We start from the raw sequence: 12,870 nt of genomic DNA on the forward strand, positions 1-12,870 counted from the left end.
TCCCCATCCTTCCCGATCAATAACGTTGTTTATGCTTCGCTTTCCATTGTACGGATAACCGCGCTCCTCGCGTGCCCTGTCAGGCCTTCCATCCTGGCGAAAGCTGCCACGTCTTCCGCAACAGCCGCCAGTGCGTCCCTGGTGAAATAAGTATACTGTGTTTTCTTCACAAAGTCATCCACCGAAAGAGGACTGGAAAATTTGGCGGTTCCCTGTGTCGGCAGCGTGTGGTTCGGTCCGGCAAGATAATCCCCCAGCGCTTCCGGACAGTTGCGTCCGAGGAAAACCGATCCGGCATGCCGGATGCTGTCCAGCCAGTCAAACGGATTATCCACACACAGCTCCAGGTGTTCCGGCGCAATCTCGTTGGCAATGTCAATAACTGTCCTCAGGTCGTCCGCCACAATGATCTTGCCGTTATTATCGATGGAGATCCGAGCAATCTCAGCCCGGTCCAGCTGCGGAATCTGTTTTTCCAGTTCATCCCGCACCTTTTCAGCCAATTCCATGGAATCGGTTACCAGTACCGCACTGGCCACCTTATCATGTTCCGCCTGGCTCAGCAGGTCTGCCGCCAGGTATGCGGGATTGGATTTGCCGTCGGCAGCCACCAGAATTTCACTGGGGCCTGCAATCATATCAATGGAAACAACACCATAAACCTGCCGCTTGGCTTCCGCCACAAATGCGTTGCCGGGGCCGACAATTTTATCTGTTTTCGGCACGGATTCCGTTCCGTATGCCAGTGCCGCAATCGCCTGTGCTCCGCCAGCTTTCACGATACGATCCGCCCCGGCCACTTTCGCCGCAGCGAGGATCGCAGCGTTGATTTTTCCGTCTTTTCCGGGGGGAGTGGTCAGCACCACTTCCTTTACGCCGGCTATTTTCGCCGGAATCACATCCATCAGCACTGTAGAGGAAAGCGGAGCTGTTCCGCCTGGCACATAAATACCGGCCCGATCCACCGGAATAACCTTCTGGCCCATCACCACGCCGGGCTCATCATTTATAATGAAGGAATTACGCACCTGCCGGCTGTGGAACTTCCGGATATTGGCGGCAGCCTTTTCCAGGATGGCCATGAATTCGGGAGTAATCTGAGTCAGCGCCTCTTCCATTTCCTCGGGCGTCACCAGCACGCTTTCCAGTTTCGCACCGTCATATTTTTCCGTATATTCAAGCAGGGCTTCGTCTCCCCGTTCCCGTACGCTGCGGATGATTTCTGCGACCTTGTCGGTCACATTCACAGTGGGCATGGCACGGTCGAAGATCTCATCGTTGGATACCTCTCCGTATTTCATAATCCGGATCATGCTTCCTGCACTTCCTTTCTCAGTCCCTCAGTCAGTCTTTCAATCTGTTCTGTCCGGAATTTGAAACCGGACTTATTGGCGATCAGCCGTGCCGAAATCGGGACTATCTCCTCAATCACCGAGAGATTATTCTCACGCAGGGTGGTGCCCGTTTCCACGATATCCACAATCACGTCTGACAATCCGAGAATCGGAGCGATCTCGATGGAACCGTTCAGATGGATGATGTCAATATCCCGGCCAACGGATGTGTAATAATCCCTGGCAATGCGGGAAAACTTTGTGGCAACCCGCAGCGTCCGGTTCATATCATCCTGGAATCCAGCCGGTGCAGCCACCGCCATGCGGCATTTCCCCACATTCAAATCCAGCAGCTCATAGACGTCCGGCCGGTACTCCAGCAGGATATCCTTTCCCGCAACGCCGATATCGGCTGCGCCGCGTTCCACATAAATTGCCACGTCAGAGGGCTTTACCCAGAAGTACCTGACGCCGGCTTCCTCATTGTCAAAAATCAGTTTCCGGCTGTTTTCCATCAGTGCGGGGCATTCAAAACCGGCTTTTGCGAACATGGCATAGACTTTCTCGCCCAGTCTGCCCTTAGGTAAAGCAATATTAAGCACGGAAGTTTTCCTCCTCTGTCAGTCTTTCCAGCATGTCCAGGAACACAGCGAATCCGATCGCCCGGTCTTTCCTGCCCATCTTTCTCATCAGCGCGTCATACTGTCCGCCGGAAAGCACACTGCCGGGGATACCGCTGATAAAGCCTTTAAAGGCAATCCCGTTATAATACTTCACGTCGCCGGTGGCGGAAAAGTCAATCTGAACCCGGTCTTCAATATCGCTGCCCGTGAATCCGGCTACCGCCCGGCCAAGCTCATCGGCCATCTCTCCGGCTCCGTATTCCGCTGCCAGTGCGCGAATCTTCGGCATCACGGTACGGGGTGTTCCATATAGTCCAAGCAGTTCCTTCAGCGCATTTTCCGCGCCTTCCGAAATACCATTATCACGGCATACCCGGCTGATCCCGTGGAGGTTTTTCTGACCCGCGCATTCCAGAATGGCTTTCTTCACTGACTGGTCCGGAGCAATGGCATCCACAAATGCGTTCAGGATACCTACATGGCTGATCTCCAGCACAAAATTGTCCGAACAAAGCTTCAGGCTCTCCGCTGCAAGCTTCAGGACCTCTGCAATACAGGCGCCGTCAACATTGCCCATGCATTCAAGTCCTACCTGTGTCTGTTCCCTGAAGCCGTCTGCCGCCGCAGAAACACGATAGACGTTTTCATGGTAATACAGCTTCTGGAGCATACCAGGTGTATCTTTCCTGTTTTTGACGATGGAAAGCGTCACGTCGGGTTTCAGTGCCATCAGGCGTCCGTTTGTATCTGTAAAGGTAATAACCCCCTCCGAAAACAGGAAATCCTTGTTCCGGCTGTACAGATCATATTCTTCAAACTTGCTCATCCGGTAGCGCTCATATCCGTATTCGGAATACAGGGAACGAAGGCGGAAACTGATCCTCTCCTGGCCGTTCATTACGCTGTCGTCAATCTGCATGTTCATTCCTCCATGGTCACAAATCGGTCCGAAAACCGGCTTCTGATAAATTTCTTTACCATGATAATGCTTTACCGTGATAAAGTCAAGGATTTTTTTACCACAATATGTTGTAGATGTATATTCTTTAGGTAACTATTTCGTTGTTTTTCGATAATATTTTCGTAAATATTTCTTCAAAAAGGGTTTTCAATTCGAAAAATATTGTATATAATCATTGTGGTTTTTCATAGTGGTATTACTTTATGGGAGGGAACTCTGATGAAGAAACGTTTAATTGCACTGCTTCTGGTGCTTGCCCTGCTGATTCCGGTTGGGGTAGCTTCTGCTGCAACCTGGTACCGGGTTAACACCTCCTCTCTGAAGGTGCGTTACCTGCCGGATGACAGCGCCAATGTGCTCGGCAGTTACCGGAAGGACTATGCCTGCACCGTTTCCAGCACTAAAGACGGCTGGTCTTATGTGACTTTCTCCAACGGTACAGAAGGTTATGTCCTTGCCAAGTATATTACCAAGGCGAGTTCTTATAAGGCCTGGGTTACCAAGGATGACACCTCCATGCGCAAGGGCCCGGATGGCAACTTCTCTGCAGTCGCCACCCTTGCCAAGGGCACAAAGGTTTCCGTTCTTTCCCATGGTTCCAAATATGACTATGTCAGCGCCGGAGATCTGGGAAGCGGTTATATCATGAACGGCCTGCTCAGCAAAAAGCAGGTGAAGGCTTCCGGAAATGCATCCACCTCCAATGCTGATTCCGCTGCAAATTACACAGCGTATGTTTTCAACGCCGGCTACCGCACAGTAAACCTTCGTCAGTCCGCCAGCACCAATTCTCCCATTATTGCTGAGTATCCTACCGGAACTCAGGTACAGGTGGTTTATCACAGTGTTGAATGGGATAAGGTCCAGGTAGGCGGAAACGAAGGCTGGATGATGAATCGTTTCCTTTCCACCAGTGTTCCCGCTCCCACTCCCGTTGTAGATTCAGCTCCTGCTGCCAGCAGTTCCTACACTGCTTATGTTGTAAGCGATAATAAGAAGCAGGTTCATGTACGCAAAGGTAATTCCAAGAATTACTCCGTTGTTTTCAACGTTCCTTATGGTGCTCCCGTAATCGTACTGAGTCATGACACAAAGTGGGACTACATCCAGTATAATGGCCAGAAGGGCTACATGGACAACAGCTTCCTGCAGCTCGCCGCCCCCGGCGACGCTCCCGCCATTGAAACAATGGATCCTTCCGCCACTCCCGCTCCGAAGCAGGAATTCCAGCCCTACACCACCACCGTTAACATCAATGACCTGAACTTCCATAAGCAGAAGGGTGACTGGTCTTCCAACGTGGACGGTGTCGGCCGTCTGCAGTTGGGTGATACAGTTGAAGTCCTCGCTGTTTCAGGTGACTGGGCTAAAGTCAAGTATAACGAGTATACCGGTTGGGTTCACAAGAAGTTCCTCAACTGAGGATTACCTGTATGAAGAATAAGAAATCCGGTGCCGTTTCCCTGTTTCTTGGCCTGCTGTTGATTGTGATCTTCGGTGTTGGCCTGACAGTGGAACAAAATCCCGCCGCATTGGTCCAGCCAAAGAAGTATGATCATGCTCTGCAGCAGTTCGGCACCTTTTGTTCCGCAATATGGCTTCCGGCCGGGATCATCGGAATTCCTCTTTTCCTCTTCTCCCTGATCAAAAGCCTGATTCAGGAACACAGGGCAAATAAAGAGGATCAATAAGACTAAATAACATTGGAGCGCGATTCATAAGAATCGCGCTCCTTTTCTATCCTTTAATTATTCATTATTCATTATTCATTGTTCATTGTTTTCAGTTTTCCACCGTGATGCATTCCTTCAGCACATATCCGAACGACGGATTGGAGGAATACTGGTTCTCGGTATAGCCTGCGTTCAGATCAATGATGTTTGCCGGATTCAGGGGGTTGACGCCTGTATAGTTACCGCTGAAGACTTTTGTCTTTCCTTTTATCAGGTTCTCAATCGCGTTGTCAATCTTCTCCCTTGTTCCTTCTGCTGCAATTGATTTGTTCAGTTCCAGCAGTTCCACCCAGCCGCTCTCAAAACCAGCGCTCATATCCCGGCCATGTGCGTGTGCTTCCACAACATTCTCAATTTTCTCGCCCTTCATGACTGCCTTTACCGCCTGGATTACATAAGGCGCCCAGTTTGTCCGGACACTGCACAGCGCACAGGACGGTGCGACGTCCATCATACTTTGATGGTATCCCACGTGATAGACACTCTGTCCGGATGCAGCGGCCTCTTCGCAGGCTATAGCGGAAGCCATTGTATTGACGTGCTGCGCAATGATCACACAGCCTTCATTGATCAGCTCCCGTGTCTGCTCCTTTTCCTCTGCGTAATTGCTCCAGCTGCCTGTGTAACGAACCCGCATTGTTGCCTCAGGCGCCACGCTGCGTACGCCCAGCAGGAAAGCCGTGTATCCCGAAATAACCTCCGCACTTGCGTTCGCTCCGACATATCCTACCAATGCGTCCCGCGGCAGCAACGCTCCGTTATCCAGAAGCTGCCGAAGCTTCATACCGGCGGCAATGCCGCTCACATAGCGTGCCTGGTATATTTCCCCGTTAAAGGTATGATAGTTTTCTGTTGTGCCGTCCAGGCTGATTGTCGGCATGGAAATCTGGCAGAACTGTACGTCCGGGAATTCCCTGGCCAATGTCACAGGAATATCCGAATCCAGGTTGATAAAGATAATCCTGACACCTTCCCGGATCAGATCCCGTATAGGCTGTTCTGAATCCCGGCTGTGCACATTGCTCTTATAGAGAACCTCAACTTTGTCACCGTATTCCTCTTCGAGTGCGTGTTGTGCTTTGGCAAAGTTTGCCGTATAGGGCGTACTCTCATCTTCGGAATAGACAAAACCCACGCGGGTCACATTGATCTTCGGGGAGTTGTTCCAGAATCCGGTCAGGAAAGACACAGCCGCCAGTACAATCACACAGATGACGACGGTCAGCACAATTTTTTTCATCATGCTTTCCCTCCCTGCTCAGTCGTCTTGATTTCAGCATAACTGCCCGGAGAGACAGGCGCCTCTTCACGCTGCCGTTCCTTCTCTTCACGGGCAATGGCAGCTTCCCGCTCCGCCTGGTCGCTTTCTTCCTTCGGGACATGATAAATCTTATTCAGATCAATGGTTCCGTCATTGATCAGTTTCAGCAGGATATCCACAAACTTCGGATCGAACTGAGTTCCCCGGCACCGCTGCATTTCACCCAGTACATAGCTGAAGTCCATCTGCTGACGGTAGATACGGTTCGCCGTCATTGCGTCAAAAGCATCCGCCACACCGATAATCCTGGCGAAAAGAGGGATTTCCTCCCCTTTCAGTCCCTTCGGATAGCCGCGCCCGTCATACCGTTCATGATGATACTGCGCACCGTCAATAACGTTGTCCAGCAGCGTAAAGTCCTTCAGGATCTCAGCGCCCCTGGTTGTATGGGACTTCATGGTAGCGTATTCCTCATCCGTCAGTCGGGCGGGTTTGTTCAGAATTGCGTCAGGTATACCGATTTTGCCGATATCATGCATCTGGGCCGACCATTCAATATCCCGGCACTGTTTTTCATCCAGGCCGTATGCCCGGGCAATCTGCGCCGAATAAATGGCAACCCGTTTACTGTGGTCACTGGTTCGCTGGTCCTTGGCGTCCACCGTGCGGGCAATGGCGATAACCGTTTGTTTGCCCATTTCAATCTGTTTGTTGGCCATTTCCAGCTGTTCCTGCATCTTCCGTTCATGGCGTTTCACCAGCAGCCATGTAACCCAGCCCACTGTAAACATCGGAACGGAAAGGATATAGAAAATAAACCAGCTGTTGTCGTACATTTCCTTTTCCTTGGTTATATTATATGTACGTTCAACAATCACGTTTTCCCGGTTATTGTCAAACACCGCCAGATGGAATACATAATCTCCGGCTGTCAGGTTTGTATAGGAAATGGTGCTCAGGGAATTCTGGGGCACAACCGTCCATTCTGTATCAAAGCCCTCCAGCATATAACCCACATTGGGATCCTGGATGGTATAGTTAATCACTTCCGGATTGATTTCCAGACGGCTCACACCTCGCGGAATCCGCTGTGTCACACTCCGGTCCACCCGGTGAACAACACCGTCCATCCGCATTGTCGGCACACTCAGCCTGTAGACCTTCGCTCCGGAGGAGAATGTATTGGTGTTGATCACAAACACGCCTGTATCACAGGGCAGATACAGTTCTCCGTTATCTTCGTTAAACCAGGTCCATGAGTTGGCCGTCAGGCTGCTGTTCAGGCCCCTGCGTGAATCCAGGAGGTCGTATGAGATTTCATCTTTACCGCTCAGTACCTCATTCCGGTCCACCGTATAAATACCGGCGCTGGACAGCACGAACAGGGTGTCTGTTCCCTTGATCCAGATATCATAGTTGTTGAAATACGGGAAGTTGTCCAGTTTACGGATAGTTTCATCCGTATTCATGTAGCACAGGCCGTTACTTGTAACCACAAATACGCCGCCGGTCTTTGTATCAGGTACTGTCCGGAGAATCACTTCGCTGCTCAGTCCGTTGACCCGTGTCAGCATCCTGACAACCTCACGGTTTTCAATCACCGCCAGACCGTTTCCGTCCGTCCCGGCCAGGATTGTTCCATCCTGCATTTCTGTGATTGTCAGAACCATACTGCTGATGCGGCCTTCGGTATATACAATCGTATGTTCAATCATATGGTTCCGGATATAGCTCAGTCCCGTATCACCCGCCGCCAGGATCGTTCCGTCCCGCAGCTGAATGACTACGCGCGCACGGTTGCCGAAGGCTCCGTTGTCCCGGTTATAAACATACTCAGTGCCATCCGGTTCCAGTTCCACCAGTCCGCTGCCGTATGTACATACCCACAGGTGATCCTGAGCATCCACCATCATGCAGCGGATCCGGATGCCGGCAAAACGTCTGGTCACCGCATCGTTGATCTGATTCATTCCTTTCAGATCAACTGCATCCATGCCCTTGTCCGTTCCGATATAATAGGCACCGTTCCACTGCACTACCGTATTGGTCACCCGGTTCTCCATGCCCGCAGTGGAATAGATATCCCGGAAATCCGATGCTGCCAGGCGCAGCAGGCCCAGCCGGGAGGAAGTGAACCACAGGTTTCCCTGATAGTCCACCAGCATGTTATCAATAGAGTTGTTGAAATCATTGGTGTTGATTCGTTCGTAGACACCGGCTGTATTAACATAGGCAATTCCGTTGTCCGCACAGATGAACAGCCCGCCGTTATCCATGAAATGCAGATTTTTGATTGTTACCAGTCCCGGGCATTCGATGGTGCCCTTCAGGTCAAACCAGCCTTTGCTGACGTCAAACCGGAACACCTCATTGCCGGAAGTGGCGGCCAGCAGATATCCCTCCGGATCGAATGTACAGCTTTTGAAAACCGTCTGCCTCTCCGGCAGCTGCCGGGAGGAGACAATCTGTCCCTGCTGGAGCAGAAACAAGGTTCCCTCATTCGTTACCGCTACTACATTCCCCTTATCATCAGCCGTCACCTGTTCCGCATAGGCGACTTCAGAAAGCGTACTCAGCTTTTTCAGTCCACAGTTCAGCGTCAGGATCTGCATGCTCCCGGTTGTTCCGATGTAATAATATCCGTCTGAGCTCCTGACAATGGACTTTACGGAATTGGACGGCAGTCCCTGGCTCTGGTCAATTACATTGACAACCTGCTCATTGATTACAATCGACAGACCGTTATCGTTGGTTCCGATCCACAGACGACCTTCCTCATCCACGTACAGGCAGTTGACGTTCCGGACCGAATCAAAGCCGTCCATCCACTTGAATTCCCGCCCGTTATACCGGTACAGACCGGCATAAGTGCCGATCCAGATAATCCCGTCTCCGGTAATATTGATATCGTTGGCTTCTCCGCATGGAAGCCCGTTGGTGCTTGAATAGACAGTCTGCACATAATCGTTGTAATTGATGTCACCGGACAGGACTTCATCCTCCGCCTTTGCGGCCATTGGGGCGGATCCTGTGCCCGCAAAGCATAACCCGGCCGCAACCAGCAGCACAATGCTGCGAAGAAGGCCGGAGCGATATCCGTATTTCCCCCTGCCCTTTCTGACCTTCCGCCAGAGCCTGAAGATCCGTACAGACCGTACAAGCAGGAAAATCAGCAGCAGAACGATCAGCTTGTCCAGCACTTCCACATAAAGTTCCGCAATCCCCAGGCCTACCCATAGCGGAAAACCGGCTTCTCCCAGGAAGCCGATGACAGCGTTTCCCCAGGCGCTTCCCGTATCTCCGTGATTCAGGATCAGGTTGATCGGATAAGCGCCTCCGGCAGTAATCGCAGCCAGGATTGCGCCGGCTGTAAGGGTACCAAGCAGCGTATCCAGGTACTTCTTTCTGGCAGCAAATCCGGTAAACACAGCAATAATGATGCTGATCAGGGCATAATACCAGGGATTCCCGTACAGGATATACGCCAGCAGATTATAAGTTGCGCCGATTACCGCACCGCACCACGGCCCCATAAGATAGGCAGCAAGAGCCGTCCCGACTGAATCAAGCCAGATCGGCCAGTTCAGGCGGGATGCCAGCTGCTCCCCTCCCCAGTCCAGGAACAGGCACAGCAGGATCTGCACGCTGAATGCCACTATGAAGATTTTTCTGTTCTTCACCTGCGTTCCTCCTCAGCAGCCGGCTCACAGTCCCAGTTCATCGGCCCGTTTCTGTGCGTCTTCAATCCACTTTAAATAAGTTCCGTTGTTCAGTACCTCATCTATCACGCCGTTCACAAAATAGATCAGCTGCAGTTCACCCTTTTTGGCAACCACCCGGTTGCCAAGATACTGTTCATCCGGTACATAATACAGGCCCTCTGCCAGAATGAGACCCGATCCCTGATTGTTCCGGATATAGGTTTGTGCGGTTTCCAGATCGACGATGCCGACGTCTGCCTTCCCCTGTCTCACTGCTTCGTACACGGTCTGTACAGAAGAAACACGCCGTAACTCCCGGTAGTTTCTGACGTTCTTTGCCACCAGCGCTTCCTGCAGAGAACTGCTCTGGACGATCAGGGTTTTATCTGATAAATCCTCAACGGATGTGTACTGTTCCCGGTCCGCTTCCCTGATCACAAAAGCAGTTGTTGCCGCGCTTTCGGTAAAGTAGTACCCTTTGGACATCGTATAGGCCGCTGCCCTTCTGGGTGTAAAGGCAATGGCGGAGATCGTAAGGTCTACAAGATTGTCTGTCAGCGCAGGCAGCACCTGGGTATACTCCATCGGAACAATTTCCAGTTCCACACCCATCCGTAAAGCAATCAGCCTGGCCAGTTCCATATCCGCTCCGGCATACTGATCCGTTCCTGTCTTTTCCGGATCAATAAACTCCTGAGGCGCGAAATATGGCTCCGTGGCCACACGAAGCACGCCCTTACGTTTGATGCGGTCCATCACACCGGTAGCGTTATCCGGAATACCATGACTGATATCCATGGAGCCGTCCACGTAATTTAACTCATTTTCCAGATAAAACTCCGCAGCCGCGGAACAGAAAGGCGCGCAGAAAAACAGGGTCACCCCTGTTAGCAAACTCACAATCTTACGAAAGCGCCGGCTTTTCATCGTTCCTTCTCCTCTGCCGGCGCGGCCGGCTGTCCACGGAAAAGCTCAGAAAGGCAGAAAAAAAGAATACCTGTTGTATGCATTATAACAGGTATTCCTTTTCTTTGCCATTGTTTTGTTTTTGGCTCGTTACATATTTTTTGTATTTTTTTATTCTACAGTTACATCGCCGCTGATACTCTTTGCGGAAATCTTCACTTCTGCATTCATTCCGGCGTCAGAAACCCTGGAGCAGCAGTCTCCGCTCACGGTGGAACACTCCGCGTGCACGCTGTGCAGGCCGCGGGGCAGATAAATCTCCACGTCGCCGCTTGTGCTCTTTCCTGTGATATTCTTCACCGTCGTATTTTCTACCGTAATGCTTACGTCTCCGCTGATGGCGGAACCCGTTGTGTCCAGCACGGAGCCGTTGAATTCCACGTCGCCGCTCGTGCTCTTCATTTCAAGCGTCTCGAACACGCCGTCCACGGTCACACTTCCGCTCATGCTGCTGATCTCGCCTTCCAGCGCGGAGCCGTGAACCTCGGCATCGCCGCTGACAGTGCTGACAATCAGCTTCTCCGCTGTTTTTTCGGTAACCGGTTCCAGCGTCACATCGCCGCTGGTGGAACGGACCACCATCTTCCGGGCCATAGCGCAGCTGCATTCGATATCTCCGCTGCGGCTGTTCAGCTCAATTTCCTTCATTTGTCCGTCCGGTACTTCAATAAAGATCGGAGCACCGCCCTGGATGTTGGTCGCAACATTCCGGATGGCCTTTCCCACCATATTCAGGATACCGCTGATGCTGATTTCCTCACCTTCAGGAAACTGGAAGTTCGGAGCGATCTTTTCCATCTTTTTTGCTCCGGTAATCCGCACTTCGTTTCCGACCCGTTCAGCCTTCATGCCTTCAGCGTCATCGCACCAGATATGCACAGCCCCGTCCGCGGACGGGCTGACAGTGATATCCTGATCAGTTGTTTCCGCTTTCAGCGTATCCACGCCGGTGAACACAAACCGCTTGCCTTCCTCCGCCTCCTCGTTGTCTGAGAAGGAAGCCGGACCGGCCGTTTTTTTCGGATACTGGGCAATGACGTCCTTCATTCCCTTCAGGCTTTCAACCACTTCAGCAACCGCCTCGTCCTCACTCAGTCCGCGGCTGATCAGGTCCTGATAGTGCTCCTGGCAGTTGTTCATCAGTTCTTCATGCAGGGCCTTTGTTTCATCATTTTCCACGGTTTCCTGGAACAGGATGTCCACAATCCTCTTCACTGTCTGATTCATTTTATTTATCCCCTCTCTGGTATTCATTAACATTATCCCAATAATGTGTCCATTACCCGCCGGGTTTCTTCCCATGCGTCTTTTTCTTCCGCGAGCTTGGCTCTTCCTGGATCCGTCAGGCTGTAATAGCGCCGTCTGGCACCGGTAGCCTCGTCTCCCCAGTAGGAACGGATATATCCGTTTTCTTCCATTCTGCGGAAAGCAGTATACAATGTTGCTTCCTTCAGTTGCACCATACCTTCACTCTTTTCCGCGATGGTGCGGCTGATACCATAGCCGTATCCGTCTGTGTCTGTCAGCTGCTGCATGATGATTGTATCAGTATATCCACGCAGCAGATCTGCTGAAATTGTCATGGTTACTGCCCCCTTTCGAGATAGATCATACACAAACATACCTCGCCTGTCAAGGTATATCGTAAAAAAAAGTTTTTCTTTTCACGCCCGCATGTGATAAAATGCGTTTGGTTACAGAACGATTGCATTTTCCCCTCATGTATGCAGGGAATTGTTACTTACGCTCGTTATATAGTGGGATGGTTCCGAAGGAGGTTTTCCCATGAAGCGTTTGATTGGGATTTTATTGGTTGTATTAATGGTCTTTTCCCTTTCTGCCGCCATGGCGCAGAGGGTGGAATGTGCCACGGGTGGTTTCTCCGTGAAGCTGCCGGATCATTTTGTTGAGGAGAACCTCGTCGGCGATCCGGATTTGTGCTTCTACTGGCACGGCAACAAGCTGACCGTTCAGGGCTATGCATCCTATCAGGGTGAAATTGCCGGTTCCGATCTGTTTGAAGTGCTGACTGGCACTGAAACAGAATCCGGCTATGTATCCATCAACGGCATGAGCATGCTCTATGCCCGCACGGAGGAATCTGGCGACGTGATCATCTCCTATACCTGGATGGATCGTGGGAACAGCGTCACATTGGAATTTACCTATTCTGCCGATGAATCTTCTGTCGAGAAAACCGTTAATTCCATCATCAACTCCATCCAGTTTGATGCAGGACACTGATTACAATGAAGAATTAAGAATGTAAAATGATTGATAGTTTATCCGCC

At 51.3% G+C, this 12,870-nt stretch carries 11 protein-coding genes; 3 read left to right on the forward strand and 8 right to left on the reverse strand.

Features of this window, described 5'->3' with window-relative positions; all coding sequences use genetic code 11:
* Positions 1-29: 29 nt before the first annotated feature.
* From hisD to JYE49_RS06735, 3 genes are read right to left on the reverse strand one after another with little or no spacing between them, the layout of a single operon-like run.
* A complete protein-coding gene (gene hisD, locus JYE49_RS06725; RefSeq protein ID WP_093958278.1) occupies positions 30-1,313 on the reverse strand; it encodes a histidinol dehydrogenase in 1,284 nt (427 codons plus the stop codon).
* Positions 1,310-1,936, reverse strand: coding sequence for an ATP phosphoribosyltransferase (gene hisG / locus JYE49_RS06730; protein WP_093958279.1), 627 nt, complete (start codon positions 1,934-1,936; stop codon positions 1,310-1,312). The genes hisD and hisG overlap by 4 nt, the downstream gene beginning before the upstream one ends.
* Positions 1,929-2,876 (reverse strand): ATP phosphoribosyltransferase regulatory subunit, encoded by a 948-nt coding sequence (locus tag JYE49_RS06735; protein WP_179217432.1) that lies wholly within the window; start codon positions 2,874-2,876, stop codon positions 1,929-1,931. Before JYE49_RS06735 ends, hisG begins: the two co-directional genes overlap by 8 nt.
* Positions 2,877-3,137: 261 nt before the next feature.
* Here JYE49_RS06735 and JYE49_RS06740 point away from each other — a divergent pair, with 261 nt between their 5' ends.
* Both JYE49_RS06740 and JYE49_RS06745 read left to right on the forward strand, forming a co-directional pair.
* Complete coding sequence (locus JYE49_RS06740; RefSeq protein WP_093958281.1) at positions 3,138-4,340, forward strand: SH3 domain-containing protein; 1,203 nt, start codon at positions 3,138-3,140, stop codon at positions 4,338-4,340.
* An 11-nt stretch (positions 4,341-4,351) separates the two neighbouring features.
* Entirely contained in the window at positions 4,352-4,609 is a 258-nt protein-coding gene (locus tag JYE49_RS06745) for a hypothetical protein (protein WP_093958282.1), read from the forward strand.
* Between the two features lie 91 nt (positions 4,610-4,700).
* On the opposite strand, the gene JYE49_RS06750 is transcribed toward JYE49_RS06745, so the two are convergent.
* The 5 genes from JYE49_RS06750 to JYE49_RS06770 form a co-directional block, all read right to left on the reverse strand.
* Positions 4,701-5,894 carry a BMP family ABC transporter substrate-binding protein gene (locus JYE49_RS06750; RefSeq protein WP_093958283.1) on the reverse strand — a complete coding sequence of 398 codons (1,194 nt, stop codon included), beginning with the start codon at positions 5,892-5,894 and terminating at the stop codon, positions 4,701-4,703.
* Entirely contained in the window at positions 5,891-9,592 is a 3,702-nt protein-coding gene (locus JYE49_RS06755) for an HD domain-containing phosphohydrolase (RefSeq protein WP_093958284.1), read from the reverse strand. The genes JYE49_RS06750 and JYE49_RS06755 overlap by 4 nt, the downstream gene beginning before the upstream one ends.
* Positions 9,593-9,616: 24 nt before the next feature.
* On the reverse strand, positions 9,617-10,540 hold the full coding sequence (locus JYE49_RS06760; RefSeq protein ID WP_093958285.1) for an ABC transporter substrate-binding protein: 924 nt from the start codon (positions 10,538-10,540) through the stop codon (positions 9,617-9,619).
* Between the two features lie 150 nt (positions 10,541-10,690).
* The gene (locus JYE49_RS06765; protein WP_179217433.1) at positions 10,691-11,806 is read right to left on the reverse strand and encodes a DUF4097 family beta strand repeat-containing protein; all 1,116 of its coding nucleotides are present in this window, start codon (positions 11,804-11,806) and stop codon (positions 10,691-10,693) included.
* 32 nt (positions 11,807-11,838) lie between these two features.
* Complete coding sequence (locus JYE49_RS06770) at positions 11,839-12,162, reverse strand: PadR family transcriptional regulator (protein ID WP_093958287.1); 324 nt, start codon at positions 12,160-12,162, stop codon at positions 11,839-11,841.
* Positions 12,163-12,364: 202 nt separating this feature from the next.
* Here JYE49_RS06770 and JYE49_RS06775 point away from each other — a divergent pair, with 202 nt between their 5' ends.
* Positions 12,365-12,823, forward strand: coding sequence for a hypothetical protein (locus JYE49_RS06775; protein ID WP_143754544.1), 459 nt, complete (start codon positions 12,365-12,367; stop codon positions 12,821-12,823).
* The last annotated feature ends 47 nt before the right edge of the window (positions 12,824-12,870 follow it).

This window comes from Aristaeella hokkaidonensis (genome assembly GCF_018128945.1).
GTDB classification, from domain to species: Bacteria; Bacillota; Clostridia; order Christensenellales; family Aristaeellaceae; genus Aristaeella; species Aristaeella hokkaidonensis.

Coding starts and splice junctions, on each gene's coding strand:
- hisD (WP_093958278.1), bottom strand. CDS start 1,313: ATGATCCGGATTATGAAATACGGAGAGGTATCCAACGATGAGATCTTC.
- JYE49_RS06735 (WP_179217432.1), bottom strand. CDS start 2,876: ATGCAGATTGACGACAGCGTAATGAACGGCCAGGAGAGGATCAGTTTC.
- JYE49_RS06740 (WP_093958281.1), top strand. CDS start 3,138: ATGAAGAAACGTTTAATTGCACTGCTTCTGGTGCTTGCCCTGCTGATT.
- JYE49_RS06745 (WP_093958282.1), top strand. CDS start 4,352: ATGAAGAATAAGAAATCCGGTGCCGTTTCCCTGTTTCTTGGCCTGCTG.
- JYE49_RS06750 (WP_093958283.1), bottom strand. CDS start 5,894: ATGATGAAAAAAATTGTGCTGACCGTCGTCATCTGTGTGATTGTACTG.
- JYE49_RS06760 (WP_093958285.1), bottom strand. CDS start 10,540: ATGAAAAGCCGGCGCTTTCGTAAGATTGTGAGTTTGCTAACAGGGGTG.
- JYE49_RS06765 (WP_179217433.1), bottom strand. CDS start 11,806: ATGAATCAGACAGTGAAGAGGATTGTGGACATCCTGTTCCAGGAAACC.
- JYE49_RS06770 (WP_093958287.1), bottom strand. CDS start 12,162: ATGACAATTTCAGCAGATCTGCTGCGTGGATATACTGATACAATCATC.
- JYE49_RS06775 (WP_143754544.1), top strand. CDS start 12,365: ATGAAGCGTTTGATTGGGATTTTATTGGTTGTATTAATGGTCTTTTCC.